This is a genomic window from Methanohalophilus sp. RSK, assembly GCF_003722075.1.
GTDB lineage: Archaea > Halobacteriota > Methanosarcinia > Methanosarcinales > Methanosarcinaceae > Methanohalophilus.
In genome coordinates this window covers 282,777-299,889 of the sequence record NZ_RDSK01000001.1, presented here as the reverse complement: position 1 = coordinate 299,889, position 17,113 = coordinate 282,777, and the positions used below count along the sequence as shown (strand labels likewise).

Below are 17,113 nucleotides of genomic sequence, written 5' to 3'. Positions count from 1 at the left end.
AACACCAAACATGAAAATAACTGTGGCAAGCGGAAAGGGAGGAACCGGGAAAACAACAGTTGCTGTTAATTTCTTCCTTTCTGTTCCAAAAACCAGCCTCCTTGACTGTGATGTGGAGGAGCCAAATTCCAATCTGTTTTTACACAATGACCTTGAAAAAGTAAAAGAGGTTACGATACCAGTTCCTGTAATCGATGAGCAAAAATGTGAACATTGCGGCAAATGTGCTGATTTTTGCAATTACAATGCGCTTGCAGCACTACCACAAAAAGTGATGGTCTTTTCAGATCTCTGTCATGGCTGTGGAGGCTGTAGCCTCGTCTGTCCCAATGATGCTATCAGTGAAACAGGACGCAACATAGGGAACATAGAGAGATCCTTTTCAGGACAGTTCCATACAGGACTTCTGAATATAGGAGAAGCAATGGCATCACCCCTGATAAAAGAACTCAAGAACTATGCAGGCGAAAATACAGTAATAATGGACGCTCCCCCGGGCACCGCATGTCCTATGATCACAACCGTTGAAGATACTGACTATTGCATCCTTGTTACCGAACCCACACCTTTTGGACTCAATGACCTGAAACTAGCAGCGGAAGTTGTCCGGGAAATGAAAATTCCTGCGGGAGTGGTGATCAACCGTGCAGGAGTAGGGGATGGAGGTGTTGAAGAATACTGCCAGCAAACCGGTCTACCAATAATAATGGAAATTCCCTATGACCGCAGAATAGCTGAAGCTTATTCAGAGGGTATACCTTTTGTTGAAACAATGCCGCAGTGGAAAGATAAATTCCTGCAGATGTTTGAAACTATCAAGGAGGCAGTTAGATGAAACAACTCACAGTAATCAGTGGCAAAGGTGGTACCGGCAAAACCACCCTCACTTCTTCCTTTGCAGCTCTTGCGGAAAATGCCACCATTGCAGACTGTGATGTCGATGCTGCCAACATGCACCTGCTGCTGCAACCTGAAATAATAAAAACCTATGATTTTACAGCATTACCTACCGCAATCATACACCCTGAACGATGTACAGGATGCGGGATATGTGTTGATCATTGCCGATTCGGGGCAATAAAGGAAGGTTTCGAAATCGATCCATACATATGTGAAGGTTGCGGAGTCTGCGAGTATGTATGCCCTGCCGATGCAGTGACAATGGAATATAATAAGTGCGGGGAAGCCAATGAATCAAAAACCCGGTTCGGACCTCTTGTGCATGCCAGACTCGGGATAGGGGAAGAAGCCGGAGGAAAACTTGTCACCCTTGTGCGGGAAATTGCAGAAGAGGTAGCCCCAAAGAATAATTGTGACACAATAATTATAGATGGACCGCCGGGTACCGGTTGCTCTGTAATTGCAGCCCTTACAGGTGTGGACATTGCTCTTGTAGTCACCGAACCCACCGTCGCCGGGACACATGATCTTAAAAGAGTGATAGAAGTGACAGAACACTTCGAGATACCCTCTCTGGTTTGCATAAACAAATCCGATATAAACGATAGTAAAAGAAGAGAAATAGAAAAATTCTGCACCCAGAAAGGGATTAAAATTGCAGGCGAGATCCCCTATGATACAACCCCTACCAAGGCAATGGTGGAGGAAAAAACAATTGTGGAATATACCGACAATTCTTTTGCAAAATGTGTCATAGAAGTATGGGAAGAAGTAAAAGAAGAGATGCGATCATGAAATGTGCGACCTGTCAGGAGAAGGAATGCCGTAACGGGAAAGATTGCAGCGGTGTTGCAGAGGATATCGAATATACAGGTGAAGACCTCGATTGTATGCAGGTTGCAGCTGCTATCGAAGGGCAACATTATATGCAAAAAACCCGTCTGGAAGAACTTATCCTGTTTGCCAGACAAATGGGTTACCAGAAACTGGGAATTGCTTTTTGTATCGGACTGGCCAATGAAGCCGCAACTATCAACCGGATCCTGAAAAAGGATTTTGAGGTTTATTCTGTCTGCTGCAAGGTCTGTGGTATCCCGAAGGAAAAGTATGAGCTTGAAAAGATCCATCCCGAAAAATTTGAGGTTACCTGTAACCCAAAGGGACAGGCCCTCTTACTTGCCAAAAAACAAACCGAGCTCAATATCATCATCGGCCTCTGCATGGGCCATGACATTATATTTACCCGCAACAGTGAAGCCCCGGTAACCACCTTGATCGTCAAGGACAGGGTGCTTGCACATAATCCCGCTGGTGCAATCTATTCCGGCTATTACCTGCGCAAAAAATTCAATATGGAAGATTGAATATGGAACTTACCGTTGTTTATGATAATAGTGCAACCGAAGGTTTTCATGCAGGATGGGGGTTTGCCTGCCTGGTTCGACAGGGAGGCACTACGCTTCTTTTTGATACGGGTTGGAACGGACCCGCCCTGCTGGAAAACCTTCAAAGGGTGGGCGTGAAACCCTCTGATATAGACATACTTATCGTATCCCACCAGCACTGGGACCATATCGGAGGGCTGTCTGCAATATTACATAATTCAGATGCTCTGGAAGTGTATGTGCCCGGGGCATTCTCCCCAAATCTCAAAAAGGAGATAGCCAGGCATGCCCAACTTATAGAAGTCACAAAATCCCGGCAGGTCTGCAAGGGAGTTTTTACCACAGGTCAACTGGGAAACCACATAAAAGAACAATCCCTTGTCCTTCAATCTGAGGATGAATTGTATATTATAACTGGTTGTGCCCATCCGGGACTGGGGGAAATAATTGACAGCGCTGCAAAAATGGGTCATATCACAGGTGTACTCGGAGGACTACATGATTTCAATGACATGGGCACATTGAGCCAACTTTCATACATAGCAGCCGGACACTGTACATCCCACAAAGATAAAATTAAACGCAAATTTCCGGATAGATTTGCATACATCTATGCGGGATATTCCATAGACATATGACAACATGACAAGAAATATATCCTAAGATTTCTATAATGTTTGATGGGAGGATACGTATGTTATCAAAAATACCAATTGACCTTGATGCTGTAGAGGATGAGAACATCGACAAGGAGATCCTGAGGGCTGGCATTATAGCCGAACTTGATGCTATCAACCTCTATGAACAGATGGCCGAACTTGCTTCCACCGAGGAGATCCGGGCAGTGCTGCTAGACATTGCAAAGGAAGAAAAGACCCATGTGGGAGAATTCCAGACCATGCTGCTTGAATACGATGATGAGCAGGGAGATGAACTGGAAGCAGGTAGAAAAGAAGTTGAAGAAGATGTTCTTAAATAAAGGAACTTAAAGACTTTACCAATCCGGAGGTGGAGTGATGGAAATTATACCCACCATCGGGCTTGATCCTTTTTTATTTGATTTTCTGGAAAAACTCATCCTCTCCCTGATGATAGGTATTATCATCGGGATAGAAAGAGAACACCGAAGAGCAGAACATCCGGTTTTTGCAGGTGTGCGTACATATGCCCTGGCTGCGGTCACAGGCATGCTGGCAACTATTGTGGGTAAGATTATTGGCAACGAAATCATAATTGCCTCAGCCTTTCTGATAATAGCCTGTAGTATTGCCCTTATCTACCGCACCTACACAATACGTGGCAAACTGGGCATGACAAGTGCCCTTTCCCTTTTCTGTACTTTTCTGCTGGGGATACTGGTGGCAACCGATAATTACCTGTTTGCCATTGCAGGCGGGGTTGCAATAACTTTCCTGACTATAGAAAAACGTCCTCTCCATTCCTTTGCCCAGAATCTTTCCGATGAGGATATCCTCAATGGACTCCAGTTCCTTGCTGTGGCTTTTATCCTGTACCCCCTGGTACCCGATGAAGAACTATGGGGCATTGTGAATCTTAAATCCACAATCCTTATTGTAGTACTTGTTATGTTTATCGGATTTATCAGTTATATTTCCCTCAAGCGCTTCGGGTCAGGGGGAGGCATACCCTATTCCGGACTGTTAGGAGGATTTGTGAGCAGTGAAGCCACCACTGCTGCCCTGGCATCGATAGCAAAGGAAAAATCCGGGCTTGTAAATGCTTTTTACATCGGTGTCCTTTTATCCAACCTTTCTATGTTCATCAGTAACCTAATAATTGCCCTGATTGTAGATAATTCAGGCAAGACTACCCTAAACATGCTACCTCCGCAATTATTGATGATACTGGTAGTAATAGGGATTTTTTGGAAAAACAAGAATATTACAAAGAAAATGGAAGGGACCCTTGACATTGGTTCGCCCTTTGCCCTGAAACCTGCACTGCGTTTTGGAGCGATCTTTCTGGTATTACAGATTTTTGCAACTTTTGCCAACGAATACGCAGGAACATATGGCACATATGTAACTGCTCTGGGAGGCGTGGCCAGCAGCTCGGCAGTGACAGCTTCCATGGCAAGCCTTGCAGTTAAGGGAGAAATTTCATACATCGTGGCTGCTGAGACCGCAGTTATTGCCGGTATCGTGAGCACACTCAACAAAATCACCTACATCCGGATTGCAGGTGCTTTGGAACTTGAAAAAAGAGCCCGGTTGACATTGGTCCTGTTATCTATTGTGGGAATTATCGGGCTTGTTATATGGATATATGCAGATGTCAAAACTATCTTCTGAGCAAAACCTCATAAGATTTAAATATATTTTAAATTTAACTCCCATCATGGAAAAGATAACAGGTCTGGAGCTTTCCCCGCGTAAAATAGAATATCTCAAATATATTCACCAGAGAAAAGAAAACGTACGCACCAATGAACTTTCAGCCCACCTTCAGGTAGACCCCTCCACAACAACCAAAACAATCAACGAACTTGCAGAGGAGGGATATGTCAACCATGTACCTTATCGTGGTGTGAAACTTACAGAAAAAGGGAAAGATTATGCTGCTTTTCTTATTCGCAGACACAGGATATTGAGCCTTATGCTCAAAAACTATGGCCTCTCACCCGAAGAAGCCTGCAGCGAGGTGAACCGTTTTGAAAGCTTTGTCTCCCTGCATGCTATCGATACCATATGCAGTACCATGGGCCATCCTACAATGGGAGTATGTGGCAAAATAGAACACCCCCACTGCGACGTATAAAATTTAAAGATTTAACTCCTTTATTCTGGAAAGGACTGTCAGGGCATCTTTTCTTTTGATATCCACTTCAGTGTCACGGCAAAAATCAATTAAACATGCTGCTGTATTTTCATCCAGTATTCCTCTATCCCGGGCACTTTTTATTATGCCATAGTAGCTCCTTAGAGAATAATGGGTAGCTTTTGCAATATCCAGCAGGAAAGCTTCCTGAGGGGATGAGATAATGCCCTCATCCTTAGCTGAGAGGAAGGTACACCGAATATTCACAAACGGAGCAGAGATGGACTCATATGTATCAGGGTTTGTGGCAACCGCCACTTCATCATCATCTTCAATAACACCATCGCGGTACCACTCATAGATTTTACCCACACCTATCATCCCGTGTCGATCCATTTCGGATGCACGCAAAGCTCCCATGCTACACCCACCGACAATTGTTACATTTTTGCGCAGGGCCTCCAGTATTTCCCTGTGACCAACCGCAGCCCTGTGGAAAAAAATACCATCAATGATACCAATCAAGTCATAACCCTGTTTTACAGACTGTGTAACATCTCCACGTTTAACAGGGCCGTGGATGGTGGCACCACTGAGTTTTCCTGCTTCTTCCAGGCCGATACTGGTGCCGGCAAAAACGATTGTTTTCATACTTTTGGCCTGCGTTTCCAGGGTTTTTCCCTTTCAGGACCTTTTCTTTTGCCTACCAGACGAATCCTTTTGCCAACCCTTTCACGATCAAGGGTGTATTGCTCAAAGCCGGGAATTATTACCCTGACTACAGGTATATTGATAGAACTGCGGCTCAAATCCACAACAATAGCATTACGAGCAATCTTTTCCAGATGGGACAGAACGGTATTGATGTTTCCTGCGGGTGTCGGGGAGGAAATGTCCTGCATATTTGCAAGGGATATCTTATCCACACCTTCCTCATACCAGTAAACGTTCATCCTTCTCATACGTTCATAACCGATCTTGCGGACCAGATCTTCCCGGGTTGTATCTTCACGTGCCCCGTGGATCTGGACAACACGGGACTGTGCAGCCTCAGTAATAGCACGCATAACAGCAATCTCCGGTCTTAGATGAGAACCCGCCCCCATAACCAGCAGGGCTGGATCTTTCAGCTGTACATCATCCGTAGCAGCGACCACTGTTGTGACAGGAGTATCATGCAGCAAAACCCAGAGACGAATATCCACACCGCTGTCCCTGAAGGCTTTGAGCATCTCATAAGCCTGCCCGTCTTCTTCCGTTAGCACAAGTTCCATTCCCGGATTGCGGTTGAACTCGGCCATACTCAGAGCATCCCTTTCAATAACTTCCAGCAATCCGTGCAGGATGGCTTCTTCCATCACATTACCCGAAGCAAGTCCGTTGGTATTGCTACGGAAAAGATGGGCGGACATACCCGGAGCATCATAGGGATGATAAACAGCATTGGAAGGCACATATACCTCTTTTCCTGAAAGCAGGTCAAAACCTTCTGTCCATTCGATCAATGAAGAAGAATCAAGGGGTTGCGGCATCAGGAATTCTTCAGGATGGACCAGGTCGTGCTGGCCGGCAGCTTCTTCCATTGTGGCCATGAATTCATCAGCAGCTACGTTTTCGTCAATGTCCGCATTCACCCCGTTGCGCTCTGCAAGACAGCGTTCGTAGCATTCCATGATCGTGGAGATGCGGGCTTGCTGCGGGTTCACTCCTTTGCCGGAATAAACCGAGATGGCACCATCAGCAGCTGTGGGCCGGATGCCTGAAAACACAGGGATACCCAGCCGATCAAGGTCAGTAATATTGGCAATACGGGTTACACCAATTGTATCCAGGCCGGCACTGGCTTTTTCCAGGGTTGCTTCACCATCCAGCACTCTCTGGCTATCTCCCGCATACTTTACAGAAGGATCAATGTTTATTATAGGCATGGAAGGGAAGTCTCCTGCATCGCTAATAATCCTTACGATAACAGGTATTGCAGGGGCCGATGACATGGCACTTAAGAATAATTTATTGGTAAATGTAAGGAAAAATGAGAATTATACCACCAATGTAATGCATTTCCCTAACCCGACAAAAAACAATCAACAAATAAATATATATAGAAAGAACACTGATAAAGTTGTTTAATATTCTGATATGCTGCTGATGCCTGAGGGGTCATGTATGGCAGCAGAGTATTGAAATTGAAGAAGACAGGAGGTTATACCATATGACAACTATAATGAAAAAACATGATGTTTTGAGATGTGAAGACAAGAAGGGAAAATGCCATTCAGTAGTCGGAGGACATACAGAAGGCAAACTTAATGAAGATGATGAGGAACTCTACCATTTTATGGTAGGCGGGATGCAGGCCAAATAACCTGCAAAACCTATTTTACTCTTTATCAATAACTTGCCTGCATGTATGACGTAGAAAAGATACGTGCAGATTTCCCCGTATTAAAGGATAACATCTATCTGGACAATGCCGCCACCACCCAGACCCCGGTGCAGGCGGTAAAGGCCATGGAAGACTATTTCTTCAGGTATGCGGCAAACCACGGCAGGGGAGCCCATCACCTGGCCCGCCAGACCACTGATCATTTTGAAGATGCCAGGGAAACAATAGCTGACTTTCTGAACTGCCCGGCAGAAAATACCATTTTTACCAAGAATGCAACCGAAGGCCTTAATCTGATAGCCCGGGGCATAGACTGGCAGGAAGGAGACCACATAGTAACCACTCTGGTTGAACATCACTCAGACCTGCTCCCCTGGATGGAACTCAGGGAAAGAGGAGTCGAACTTACCATCATGGAGCCAGATAGTGAAGGGCATATTTCCGTGGAAGCCCTGGAGCAGCACATCCGCCCTTCCACACGTCTTTTGGCAGTTACCCACATATCCAATTCCTTTGGCTCCATACAGGATGTGGATAGCATGTGCAAACTTGCCCGGGACCACAAAAGCCTCTGCCTGATAGATGGTTCCCAATCCGCAGGACACATGCCGGTGAACCTCAAACAGATGGATTGCGATTTTTTCGTAACCCCTGGACATAAAGGTTTGCTGGGCCCCCAGGGAACCGGTGTGGCATACATTAAAGAACCAGATTCAATCAAGCCCCTCAATGTAGGAGGAGGAGCAGTAAGATCGGTTACCACCACAGGCTATGAACTGGAAGAAACACCAGCCAGGTTTGAAGCCGGGACACCAAACATCCCGGGAGGAATCGGACTGGGAAGGGCTGTGAAATATGTTCAAGAAATAGGTGTCAGCGACATAGAGAAACATGAAAGACAACTGGCACAAAATGCCGCATACAGACTTGCACAAATAGAAGGAGTGGAAGTATACGGCCCGGATAACAGGGGTGCAGTCGTGCCTTTCAATGTCCGGGGACTCAATCCTCATGATGTGGCAATGATACTGGATGAAACCCGGCAGATATGCCTGCGCAGCGGTTACCACTGTGCCATGCCGGGAATTGATTTCATGGGTCTGGAAGGAACGGTGCGGGCATCTTTTGCCTTGTATAACACCGAAGAAGAAGTTGATGCCCTGGTGGAAACCGTTGAACAGATAACCACCCTGGCCTGATTTTATTCCATCATCAATCGGGTTAGCGAAGCACGGGCATTTTTAATCTCATCCAGATCTACTTCAATGTGCTCATTGCTTACTGTAATCCTTAGACTGCTACCACCGGTAGTACCGATTACAACGTGCGGGATATTGCCAAGCTGTGCAGAGACTGCATCCGGGTCATCTGTTGCAAGCAGAGCCCTGCCATGGGATTCGGAAAAGAGGAGTTCTTCTGCTGACATATCCCCTGCAATCTCAGAGAGGTTCACTTTTACACCCACATACCCACACATCTCACAGAGAGCAGCTGCAAGTCCACCCTGTGAAACATCGTGAGAAGCAGCGACTTTACCAGCCCTGATAGTTGTGATCAGGGACTCAACTATTGCCGCCATATCAGCCGGCACTTGCGGGACATCCCCTGCATTTGGACTACCCCTTAGATTATAGTATTCCGAACCACCCAGTTCTGCTTTTGTGGTTCCCACAAGGATGACAGACTGGCCTGCCCCTGTAAATTCCGAGGATGGGACCGCAGAAACATTCTCCACTTCTCCCACAACACCTATTGCAGGAGTTGGCAGGATTGCGGTATGATGTTCTTCACTCTCGTTGTACAGGGAAACATTACCCCCTACCACCGGAATGGAGAGGTCACGTGCTGCATCAGCCAATCCATTTATGGCATACTTGAATTGCCAGTAGATATCAGGTTTTTCCGGGTTGCCAAAATTCAGGCAATCCACCAGTGCCAGGCCACGCCCACCTTTTACAGCAAGGTTCATTGCATTTTCAGCAAGGGTTCCCTTTCCTCCTTCATAAGGATCGAGATAGGTATGCCTGGGATTACAACCACATGAAAGAGTTATACCCCTGTCACCGATAATCCGCTGGATAGCAGAATCTCCTCCGGGTTTGGCTACTGTCCGTATCTGGACTTCATGATCATACTGGCGATATATCCAGTCTTTTGAAGCCATATTGTGGGATGCAAGTACATCAAGCACTGCCTGTTTCAGGTCCCCTGCTGCATCCGGCACAGGATCTTTTTTGACTGTAAAGGGCGTGGAAGGACGCTCAAAGGTGGGTGCACCTTCTGTTAATAGATGAATGGGAATATCCGTCTCCGTTTTATCTTCAAACTCAACTGTAAAGTAAGGCCTCTCGGTCAATTCGCCAATGACAGCACCGTTCAGGTCATATTTTTCGGCAAGCTGGAGCATATAGTCCACATTTTCAGGTTCCACCTCGAAAAGAATACGCTCCTGGGATTCTGCTATCATAATCTCAAAGGCATTCATCCCTGCCTCCCGCTGGGGTACTTCGTCCGCAATAATATGAATCCCCAGATTACCCTTGGAGGCCATTTCTGAAGAAGCACCTGCAAGTCCGGCAGCTCCTAAGTCACGGCAGGATTTTACGACACCTTCTGCAACCGCTTCAAGAGATAATTCAATAAGAAGTTTTTCAGTAAAAGGATCACCAATCTGGATACTGGGGCGATCCTCTGCCTCGGCGCTTTCGGAGAGATCCCTGGAAGCAAAAGAGGCACCACCCAGACCATCACGTCCGGTGGTGGAACCAATAAGTACTATCTTATTCCCTGCCTTTTGGGCAGTGGCAGTTACAAGCTGATCTTGACGGGCAAGCCCCACACATACAACATTCACCAGAGGATTGCCGCTGTAGCGTTCATCAAAAAATGCTTCACCCCTGACAACCGGCACACCTATACAGTTACCATACCCCCCGATGCCTTCGATAATATGCTCGAACAGATACAGGTTCTTAGGAGTGTTCAGGGGACCGAAATAGAGCGGATCCATAAGGGCAATTGGCCGGGCACCCATGGAGATGATATCACGGACAATGCCTCCCACGCCTGTAGCCGAGCCATTGTAGGGATCGACATAGGACGGATGATTATGGCTTTCCATACCCAGGGCAAGTACCCAGCCGTCACCAAACCGCACAATTGCAGCATCATCACCAGGACCTATGATTACACGGTCACCGGTAGTTGTAAAACTCTTAAGCAGTGGGGCACTGGAGCGATAGGAGCAATGTTCACTCCAGAGATTGAGAAAACAACCCTGCTCCACGTTATTCGGCTGCCGTCCCATTTTTTCTACAATGATCTTCAGGTCATCTTCAGGTAGCATGTGAGAACCTCATTAAATTGGAATGATGTACCCATAAATAGGGCATGTAAATAAACATTTCTTATGTATGGGTGTTTTCCAGGGACATCTGCTGCCCTACCTCAAGTCCATGTTTCTCCACGGAACCTGCAGGCATTTCAACCATATATCGGGTTGCATTTTTTGCGCGGGCAAAACCCAGCCAGGGGCGAAGTGATTCAATTTGTGTTATGCGATAATTCGAATCAAGGAAAAAAACATCCAGGGAGAAGGGAACAAAAAGCATATGTATGGAAAACTTGCAGGGTTTATTTATGGAAAAAAACATAGCATAATCTTGCGGGATATGTGTCCTGAACATCAGGCCCCTGGTTCTTTTCAGTAACGTTTCGGCCATGTCAACGTCTCTTGCAATCATTTTACCATTAACTTTTAATAGCATCGCATTTAACTTCTATTTGTCTGTATATAAATTATACAGACAACATAATACTAAATTTTCGGAGGAAAAACCAGAAGATGAGTTCAGAAATGTGCTCTGTTTGCGGATTGCCAAAAGAATTGTGTATCTGCGAAGAAGTGGCCAAGGAGCAACAGAGAATAACCGTAAAGGTAAACAGGCGAAGGTATGGAAAAGAAGTTACAGTGGTAGAAGGTTTTGATGCCAATGAAATTGACCTCCATGAACTTTCAACATACCTCAAATCAAAATTCGCCTGCGGTGGTACAGTACGGGGCAATGCCGTGGAGTTGCAGGGCAATCATCTTGGAAGGATGAAAGACGTTCTGGTCCAGAAAGGGTTTTCTCCCGATCAGATCAAGAATTAAAACTTTTTTCAATGACTAATTAAATGACAGAAATCCGAAAAACATCTGTCCCGGCAAAAGGAAGAAACACAAAATCTTTTTTGAGCCGGCCTTTTCAGTTACTTATAGCACCTTATCCTGCAGTAAAGAGAGGGATTAGTGTCATCTGAATAAAAATAACATAGAGGATACCATTAAATGAAACCTACCTGTGAAATAATGGTGCAAAGGGTATTGCCAGCCATAAGAGCCGTACTTGCACGTGAGCTTATGAATGAACATAAGTGCACACAGCAACAGGTGGCCAACCTATTGGGCCTGTCAAGAGCCGCCGTATCTCAGTACGTCAGTGAGAAAAGAGGTGCAGAAGTAGGATTTTCTGAAAATACAAATGAAGAAATCCGTAATTTTGCCTTCTGTCTTGCAACGGATGGCCTAACCCCCAAGCAAAAAGTAAAACGTATGTGTGAAGTATGCAAACATGTCCAGAAGTCCGGCTGGCTTTACAAGAATGCACCAGAAGTAGGATATTGTATCCTGTGCGGTGAAGATGATTGAAAAACCGGTGTATTGAATGTAAAGGGAAAGGACTTTGTGGAAGAGCGCGGTGCCCCATACTTGAAAAATTCAGGGCCACCGCTAAACATTCCCCTCAAAAGCAAGGGGAAAAAACTATTTTTGGAGCATCTCCACCTGCTGTATTTGTTGGTAGGTATGGCTATCCCGAGGTAAGTGCCGGACCCATGATACCTCCTTTAATGGAAAGTGAGGACGCTGCACAGCTGGAGGACCCTCATGCACTCCTTGGCATGGGAATCGACGAGATCATACAAAAAAGGTGCCAGCTGGTACGGGCTAACACTACTGTCAAAGTAAAACAATTTGAAAAAAGTCGCCTGATAGAAAAAGCCCAGGAAATGGCACTTTCCCGCAAACCTGTGGATACAGAAGTGTTGCTCAGCAAACCCTTAAAGCCTGCCCAAAAATTCGATGGTGTACTCACACCGATGGGGCCGGCCGGAAAAATGGAAAGTTTTGATATCGCAGAAAATCCGAAGGTTCCTGGTAAAGTTGACTACCTGACCTATGATACCGATGTAAAAGCCACGGATGCTGCCCTGGAACTTTATGGCCACAAGGTTGGCTGTGAACATATTACACGGCTTCTTTCCATCGGTTTGCTCGGGCAGGAAACAAAACTTGTCCCCACCCGCTGGGCAATTACCGCCACAGATGATATGGTGGGCAAAGAACTGTCAAAAGGTTTACTGGATTACCCCGAAATAAAGGACATACAACTATACAGCGGAGGTAGCCTTGGAAACCATTTCGAAATACTGTTGATACCCAGGAGTTATTCTTTTGAGCTGCTGGAATTGTGGATGGCACGTACGGTGTGGTCTGCAGACAAAGTCTGGATTGGGCAGGACATGGAAGGAACTTCAGGGAAAAAAGGATACTCTCCCCTGGCAGGAGGCTATTATGCAGCCCGTCTGCCGGTTCTGGAAAAACTTGAAAACATAAGAAAACAGGCTGCAGTATTTGCGATCAGAGAAATTACTCCTGATTACTGGGCACCCCTGGGGGTATGGGTTGTCAGAGAAGCCGCACGCAATGCTCTTTCAACAAAGCCAGATTCTTTTGAAACACTGGAAGAAGCACTGATGGATATGAGTAGACGCATCAATACACCCTTCTACCAGTGGAGAGAAAAATCAGAGCTTCTGCCTTATGTAAAGGAGCAAACAACGCTATCACGGTTTTTGTCATAAGTATCCACAGCCGGTATGCAGCAATAAAAATGGTTAGAAAAAGAAAGGGGATGTAGCGGAGCCTGACATCTTACAGAATTGATGAAGACAACCGCATACACCAAACAGACTTAAAGCATACAGCCAACAGCCTGCCAGCAATGATATTTACAGTTCAATTTTCAAATATTTCGGGGACAAGGCGGCGCGCCAATTTTTCATAGGTTCCGGAGACATCACCCTTGTTAAACCTGAATACATCCTTATCCAGGGATTCACGGGTACCTGCATCCCAAAAACGACAGGTGTCACAGGATATTTCATCGGCAAGCACAATTTCACCGTTTGCCCAACCGAACTCAAGTTTGAAGTCAACGAGTAAAAGGCCCTGGTTTTCCATATACGTTTTGAGAATGGAATTGATATTCAGGGCAAGTTCACGGATCTTTGCAATATCCTCACTTGTGGCTATCCCGAGGGAAATGGCTATGTCCTCGTTCAGCATGGGATCCCCATATTCATCGCTCTTATAATCCATAACAAGCACGGGTTCTTTGAATTCGTCCCCTTCATTGAAGGGATATTTCCGGGTGATAGAACCTGCAGCTATGTTGCGTGGAATCACCTCAATAGGAATTATTTCCACTTTTTCCACAAGCATCCGTTCATCGTCAAACATCCCAAGATAATGGGTATTTATACCCTCATCTTCAAGCATCTCGAACAACTTGCGAGATATCTGGGCATTATAATATCCCTTTTTCTCAGCTTCACTTTTCTTCTTGCCATCAAAAGCGGTAAGACTGTCCCGGAAATGGGATACAAGTACTTCCGGATCATTCGTTGTATAGATGGTCTTGGCCTTTCCTGAGTATAGTTCTTCCTTGACCTGGATATCAGACATCATGCAATCTCCTTCCATAGTAGATACACAAAATCCAATATAAATCTATCACAACGTTTACACATAGTATAATATATAGCAACTTAAAGTAACACAAAATATTATTAATACGCAAAACAATTGAAATAAAGGTGATAACATGGAACAAGAACTTATGCGAATCGGAGTTTCCCTGCCCAATAATCTGCTGGAAAAGTTTGATTCCATTATAGAACAGCGTGGTTACTCATCCCGGTCTGAAGGAATAAGGGATGCTATTCGAAATTATATAAATTATCATGAATGGATGGGCGATATCAGTGGCAGAAGAGTTGGTACTATAACCCTGATCTATGATCATACAAAAAGAGGGTTGTCCAATGCCATTGCAGACGCACAACATGGCTACACAGACCTTATTAAAACTTCAATCCATATACATCTTGACCCTGAGAATTGTATGGAAATCATAATCTTTGACGGGGACGGGGAGAAAATAAAGAAACTTGATGAAAATCTCATTTCCCTGAAAGGTGTCAAGTATGTCAAACTCAACACAACACCACCTGCAGAAAAATTGTGAAGAATGACATTAATTGAACATAGTATCAGTAAAAAAGAATAATCCATAAATATGTCACTCAAGATATTCATATTCGTTTGTGGGGAGGGGCTTGGTCATACAGGCAGGTGCCTTGCAGCCGGCAGGGAATTATCCAGGGCAGGACATGAAGTCACCTGTGGTGCTTATGGCTATTCCGCACAGTTTCTGGCAGAACATGGAATGAATGTAAGAGATATCCCTCCTGAAATTCGACTTGTGGGAGAGAAAGGCTCTCTTAACCTGGCAAAATCCATAAAGGAGAGTATTAAGTTGGGACAGGTAGCCGGCCTTTTCAATGTTCAAAACCTTGTTGACGAAGAAAAACCGGATGTAATTCTCTCGGACAGTTATTACCTTGGAACTATAACGGCCCTGAGAAGAAAGATACCTGTTGCATTGATGGTAAACCAATCCAATATGGAAATATTCTTTCAGGAGAATTATTTGTTTCAGGGCCTGGGAAAAATTGCGAAAGAATTCTACAACGGAATTTTCAAACGCGTGGATAGGACAATCATACCCGATTACCCACAACCCAATACAATCTGTGCACTGAATCTCAACTTTGAGGATGAATCTATTTCAAAAGTGGAGTATACGGGCCCTCTGCCCGCCAGAAATTATGGAGATGTGATAGCACAGGATCTGCCCAGACCTCATGTCCTTTCCCTCATAGGTGGTTTTGGTTACAGAGCACCTATTTTCCGCAGAATAATCGAAGCTGCCAGTATGGATAGCACCATCAACTATACCCTGCTCTCCGGCCCCGGTCTTGATAAAGAAGAGCTACCCCCCCTTCCTGATAATGCAGAACTTCTACCATTTATTCCCGACCAGTTCCCCTATCTTAAAAGCTGCGACCTGGCAATTGCCCCTGGTGGCCATACAACGATGATGGAGGCTCTTGCCTATGGCGTGCCAATGTTGTCATTCCCTGACAGGGGACATAGCGAACAGCAAAATAATGCAGAGGGACTTGAAGCTAAAGGATGTGGAAAACAGATGGATTACAAGGCTTCAGCTTCGGAAATACTCGAAGCTGTCAGAGAAGCCGTAAACGGCAAGTACAGGGATAAAACCGAACAAATGAAAGAACTTGCCGGTGAAATAAATGGACCAGAAAAACTGAGAAAGATACTCGAAGATATAGCATACCAAAGAATATAAATGTCTGATATACATCTAGAGAATAGCCTCTGCATGCTGATTCCGCAAAATCGTTACCAGCATGGCATCCAGCAAAAAAGACCAGGTGCAAAGGATGAATAAATTCGCAAAATGGCTTGCTGTTTCTTCAATAATCAGTATTGTAACAATAATTGGGGTATTCGTTTACACAATCGACCCTAAAACTACGGAGAGTCTTTACAATATCCGCCCACTTTACCTTGTTGTAGCTGCTGGTATTCATTTGCTGGGATTTGCTATGTGGGGAATCCGGACTAAAATAATGGCTGGAGCCCTGGGGTACCACCTTGAAATCAAAAAGGCATTTGAAATTGTTATATCCAGCTCGTTCCTTGCAGCAATGACCCCTTCATCTGTAGGAGGAGAGCCATTGAGGATACATCTGCTTCAGAGTGATCGGATGCCTGTAGGAAGTGCCACCGCAGTCGTGCTTGGTGAAAGGGTACTGGATGCTATAATAATATTAACAGCCGCACCATTTGCGCTATCCTTTTTTGGGGAAGTGTTGGGCAATAGCAAACTTGACAGCCTTCTTTTATTTGGGGAAGTATTTCTTTTCTTTGTACTTGGAATGCTTTTGTATGCAATATGGAAACCTCATTATACACGTAGGTTTCTCCAATGGTCTGTAAAAAAATGCAGTAATTTTTTTGGAGAGGAAAAACAACATTTTTTCTGTAAAGTCTCCGAAAAAATTGACACCGAACTCGAAGAATTTCACTACAGTATTTTCTTTTTCCTGAAAGAAGGCAGGCAGGGGTTAATCGCAGGAATATTATGCACATTTGCATTCTGGTTCATTGAATTTTCCATGTTGCCCGTACTTCTCATGGGCCTAAACCAGTACCCTTCCATAATCATTGTTTATGCGGCCCAGGTTCTACTGATGATTGTGATAATTATACCTGCAACACCAGGTTCCAGCGGCGTGGCGGAGATTGGGGCAACCACACTGTTTTCAGTTTTCGTGCCTACTTATATGCTGGGAATCATTGTGGTGGCATGGAGGGCACTGACATTCTACATGAACCTGCTTGTCGGTGGGTTTGTGAGCTTCAAGATACTCAAGGATACTGTTGAAGTCGACGAACTTCTAAAATGATCCC

At 45.1% G+C, this 17,113-nt stretch carries 21 protein-coding genes; 16 read left to right on the top strand and 5 right to left on the bottom strand.

Features of this window, described 5'->3' with window-relative positions:
• Positions 1 to 10 precede the first annotated feature (10 nt).
• Genes EFE42_RS01605 through EFE42_RS01575 form a run of 7 tightly spaced genes read left to right on the top strand, consistent with a single transcriptional unit; the run spans position 11 to position 5,063 of the window.
• Positions 11 to 835, top strand: a complete 825-nt coding sequence (locus EFE42_RS01605; RefSeq protein WP_123135616.1) for an ATP-binding protein — start codon at positions 11 to 13, stop codon at positions 833 to 835.
• A complete protein-coding gene (locus tag EFE42_RS01600) occupies positions 832 to 1,695 on the top strand; it encodes an ATP-binding protein (protein ID WP_123135585.1) in 864 nt (287 codons plus the stop codon). The genes EFE42_RS01605 and EFE42_RS01600 overlap by 4 nt, the downstream gene beginning before the upstream one ends.
• Positions 1,692 to 2,264, top strand: coding sequence for a DUF1847 domain-containing protein (locus EFE42_RS01595; RefSeq protein ID WP_123135584.1), 573 nt, complete (start codon positions 1,692 to 1,694; stop codon positions 2,262 to 2,264). Before EFE42_RS01600 ends, EFE42_RS01595 begins: the two co-directional genes overlap by 4 nt.
• A gap of 2 nt (positions 2,265 to 2,266) precedes the next feature.
• Positions 2,267 to 2,923 (top strand): MBL fold metallo-hydrolase, encoded by a 657-nt coding sequence (locus EFE42_RS01590; RefSeq protein WP_123135583.1) that lies wholly within the window; start codon positions 2,267 to 2,269, stop codon positions 2,921 to 2,923.
• A gap of 56 nt (positions 2,924 to 2,979) precedes the next feature.
• Positions 2,980 to 3,264 (top strand): ferritin family protein, encoded by a 285-nt coding sequence (locus EFE42_RS01585; protein WP_123135582.1) that lies wholly within the window; start codon positions 2,980 to 2,982, stop codon positions 3,262 to 3,264.
• Positions 3,265 to 3,301: 37 nt separating this feature from the next.
• Positions 3,302 to 4,597: an MgtC/SapB family protein gene (locus tag EFE42_RS01580; RefSeq protein WP_123135581.1), complete on the top strand. Its 1,296-nt coding sequence runs from the start codon at positions 3,302 to 3,304 to the stop codon at positions 4,595 to 4,597.
• Between the two features lie 46 nt (positions 4,598 to 4,643).
• The gene (locus tag EFE42_RS01575) at positions 4,644 to 5,063 is read left to right on the top strand and encodes a metal-dependent transcriptional regulator (protein ID WP_123135615.1); all 420 of its coding nucleotides are present in this window, start codon (positions 4,644 to 4,646) and stop codon (positions 5,061 to 5,063) included.
• Between the two features lie 3 nt (positions 5,064 to 5,066).
• On the opposite strand, the gene EFE42_RS01570 is transcribed toward EFE42_RS01575, so the two are convergent.
• Positions 5,067 to 5,714, bottom strand: a complete 648-nt coding sequence (locus EFE42_RS01570; RefSeq protein WP_123135580.1) for a TfuA-related McrA-glycine thioamidation protein — start codon at positions 5,712 to 5,714, stop codon at positions 5,067 to 5,069.
• Positions 5,711 to 6,991, bottom strand: a complete 1,281-nt coding sequence (locus EFE42_RS01565; protein WP_123135579.1) for a YcaO-related McrA-glycine thioamidation protein — start codon at positions 6,989 to 6,991, stop codon at positions 5,711 to 5,713. Before EFE42_RS01565 ends, EFE42_RS01570 begins: the two co-directional genes overlap by 4 nt.
• Between EFE42_RS01565 and EFE42_RS10450 the strand changes: the two genes are divergently transcribed.
• The 3 genes from EFE42_RS10450 to EFE42_RS01555 all read left to right on the top strand — a co-directional run bounded on the left by EFE42_RS10450 (position 6,975) and on the right by EFE42_RS01555 (position 8,648).
• The gene (locus EFE42_RS10450) at positions 6,975 to 7,193 is read left to right on the top strand and encodes a hypothetical protein (protein WP_123135578.1); all 219 of its coding nucleotides are present in this window, start codon (positions 6,975 to 6,977) and stop codon (positions 7,191 to 7,193) included. The two genes, EFE42_RS01565 and EFE42_RS10450, sit on opposite strands and share 17 nt — an antisense overlap.
• An 82-nt stretch (positions 7,194 to 7,275) precedes the next feature.
• Positions 7,276 to 7,428 (top strand): hypothetical protein, encoded by a 153-nt coding sequence (locus EFE42_RS10445; protein ID WP_158599166.1) that lies wholly within the window; start codon positions 7,276 to 7,278, stop codon positions 7,426 to 7,428.
• A gap of 41 nt (positions 7,429 to 7,469) precedes the next feature.
• Complete coding sequence (locus EFE42_RS01555) at positions 7,470 to 8,648, top strand: aminotransferase class V-fold PLP-dependent enzyme (protein WP_123135577.1); 1,179 nt, start codon at positions 7,470 to 7,472, stop codon at positions 8,646 to 8,648.
• A 2-nt stretch (positions 8,649 to 8,650) separates the two neighbouring features.
• Here EFE42_RS01555 and purL read toward each other — a convergent pair whose 3' ends face one another.
• A complete protein-coding gene (purL, locus tag EFE42_RS01550; protein ID WP_123135576.1) occupies positions 8,651 to 10,795 on the bottom strand; it encodes a phosphoribosylformylglycinamidine synthase subunit PurL in 2,145 nt (714 codons plus the stop codon).
• 61 nt (positions 10,796 to 10,856) lie between these two features.
• A complete protein-coding gene (locus tag EFE42_RS01545) occupies positions 10,857 to 11,216 on the bottom strand; it encodes a DUF192 domain-containing protein (RefSeq protein WP_123135575.1) in 360 nt (119 codons plus the stop codon).
• A 77-nt stretch (positions 11,217 to 11,293) separates the two neighbouring features.
• Between EFE42_RS01545 and yciH the strand changes: the two genes are divergently transcribed.
• From yciH to EFE42_RS01530, 3 genes are all read left to right on the top strand, one after another.
• Positions 11,294 to 11,602 (top strand): stress response translation initiation inhibitor YciH, encoded by a 309-nt coding sequence (gene yciH, locus EFE42_RS01540; RefSeq protein ID WP_013036737.1) that lies wholly within the window; start codon positions 11,294 to 11,296, stop codon positions 11,600 to 11,602.
• Positions 11,603 to 11,779: 177 nt separating this feature from the next.
• Positions 11,780 to 12,139, top strand: a complete 360-nt coding sequence (locus EFE42_RS01535) for a transcriptional regulator (protein ID WP_072560785.1) — start codon at positions 11,780 to 11,782, stop codon at positions 12,137 to 12,139.
• Complete coding sequence (locus EFE42_RS01530; RefSeq protein WP_123135574.1) at positions 12,136 to 13,353, top strand: Nre family DNA repair protein; 1,218 nt, start codon at positions 12,136 to 12,138, stop codon at positions 13,351 to 13,353. Before EFE42_RS01535 ends, EFE42_RS01530 begins: the two co-directional genes overlap by 4 nt.
• Positions 13,354 to 13,507: 154 nt before the next feature.
• On the opposite strand, the gene purC is transcribed toward EFE42_RS01530, so the two are convergent.
• Positions 13,508 to 14,239, bottom strand: coding sequence for a phosphoribosylaminoimidazolesuccinocarboxamide synthase (gene purC / locus EFE42_RS01525; protein WP_123135573.1), 732 nt, complete (start codon positions 14,237 to 14,239; stop codon positions 13,508 to 13,510).
• A gap of 136 nt (positions 14,240 to 14,375) precedes the next feature.
• On the opposite strand from purC, the gene nikR reads away from it, so the two are divergent.
• The 3 genes from nikR (at position 14,376) to EFE42_RS01510 (ending at position 17,109) form a co-directional block, all read left to right on the top strand.
• On the top strand, positions 14,376 to 14,798 hold the full coding sequence (gene nikR, locus EFE42_RS01520; protein WP_123135572.1) for a nickel-responsive transcriptional regulator NikR: 423 nt from the start codon (positions 14,376 to 14,378) through the stop codon (positions 14,796 to 14,798).
• A gap of 51 nt (positions 14,799 to 14,849) precedes the next feature.
• The gene (locus EFE42_RS01515; RefSeq protein ID WP_123135571.1) at positions 14,850 to 15,986 is read left to right on the top strand and encodes a UDP-N-acetylglucosamine--N-acetylmuramyl-(pentapeptide) pyrophosphoryl-undecaprenol N-acetylglucosamine transferase; all 1,137 of its coding nucleotides are present in this window, start codon (positions 14,850 to 14,852) and stop codon (positions 15,984 to 15,986) included.
• A gap of 94 nt (positions 15,987 to 16,080) precedes the next feature.
• Positions 16,081 to 17,109, top strand: coding sequence for a flippase-like domain-containing protein (locus EFE42_RS01510; RefSeq protein WP_123135614.1), 1,029 nt, complete (start codon positions 16,081 to 16,083; stop codon positions 17,107 to 17,109).
• The last annotated feature ends 4 nt before the right edge of the window (positions 17,110 to 17,113 follow it).

What these genes read in the sequence shown, in the direction of transcription:
- EFE42_RS01605 (WP_123135616.1), top strand. Translation starts at nt 11, where the DNA reads ATGAAAATAACTGTGGCAAGCGGAAAGGGAGGAACCGGGAAAACAACA.
- EFE42_RS01600 (WP_123135585.1), top strand. Translation starts at nt 832, where the DNA reads ATGAAACAACTCACAGTAATCAGTGGCAAAGGTGGTACCGGCAAAACC.
- EFE42_RS01595 (WP_123135584.1), top strand. Translation starts at nt 1,692, where the DNA reads ATGAAATGTGCGACCTGTCAGGAGAAGGAATGCCGTAACGGGAAAGAT.
- EFE42_RS01590 (WP_123135583.1), top strand. Translation starts at nt 2,267, where the DNA reads ATGGAACTTACCGTTGTTTATGATAATAGTGCAACCGAAGGTTTTCAT.
- EFE42_RS01585 (WP_123135582.1), top strand. Translation starts at nt 2,980, where the DNA reads ATGTTATCAAAAATACCAATTGACCTTGATGCTGTAGAGGATGAGAAC.
- EFE42_RS01580 (WP_123135581.1), top strand. Translation starts at nt 3,302, where the DNA reads ATGGAAATTATACCCACCATCGGGCTTGATCCTTTTTTATTTGATTTT.
- EFE42_RS01575 (WP_123135615.1), top strand. Translation starts at nt 4,644, where the DNA reads ATGGAAAAGATAACAGGTCTGGAGCTTTCCCCGCGTAAAATAGAATAT.
- EFE42_RS01570 (WP_123135580.1), bottom strand. Translation starts at nt 5,714, where the DNA reads ATGAAAACAATCGTTTTTGCCGGCACCAGTATCGGCCTGGAAGAAGCA.
- EFE42_RS10450 (WP_123135578.1), top strand. Translation starts at nt 6,975, where the DNA reads ATGTTTATTATAGGCATGGAAGGGAAGTCTCCTGCATCGCTAATAATC.
- EFE42_RS01565 (WP_123135579.1), bottom strand. Translation starts at nt 6,991, where the DNA reads ATGCCTATAATAAACATTGATCCTTCTGTAAAGTATGCGGGAGATAGC.
- EFE42_RS10445 (WP_158599166.1), top strand. Translation starts at nt 7,276, where the DNA reads ATGACAACTATAATGAAAAAACATGATGTTTTGAGATGTGAAGACAAG.
- EFE42_RS01555 (WP_123135577.1), top strand. Translation starts at nt 7,470, where the DNA reads ATGTATGACGTAGAAAAGATACGTGCAGATTTCCCCGTATTAAAGGAT.
- purL (WP_123135576.1), bottom strand. Translation starts at nt 10,795, where the DNA reads ATGCTACCTGAAGATGACCTGAAGATCATTGTAGAAAAAATGGGACGG.
- EFE42_RS01545 (WP_123135575.1), bottom strand. Translation starts at nt 11,216, where the DNA reads ATGCTATTAAAAGTTAATGGTAAAATGATTGCAAGAGACGTTGACATG.
- yciH (WP_013036737.1), top strand. Translation starts at nt 11,294, where the DNA reads ATGAGTTCAGAAATGTGCTCTGTTTGCGGATTGCCAAAAGAATTGTGT.
- EFE42_RS01535 (WP_072560785.1), top strand. Translation starts at nt 11,780, where the DNA reads ATGAAACCTACCTGTGAAATAATGGTGCAAAGGGTATTGCCAGCCATA.
- purC (WP_123135573.1), bottom strand. Translation starts at nt 14,239, where the DNA reads ATGATGTCTGATATCCAGGTCAAGGAAGAACTATACTCAGGAAAGGCC.
- nikR (WP_123135572.1), top strand. Translation starts at nt 14,376, where the DNA reads ATGGAACAAGAACTTATGCGAATCGGAGTTTCCCTGCCCAATAATCTG.
- EFE42_RS01515 (WP_123135571.1), top strand. Translation starts at nt 14,850, where the DNA reads ATGTCACTCAAGATATTCATATTCGTTTGTGGGGAGGGGCTTGGTCAT.
- EFE42_RS01510 (WP_123135614.1), top strand. Translation starts at nt 16,081, where the DNA reads ATGAATAAATTCGCAAAATGGCTTGCTGTTTCTTCAATAATCAGTATT.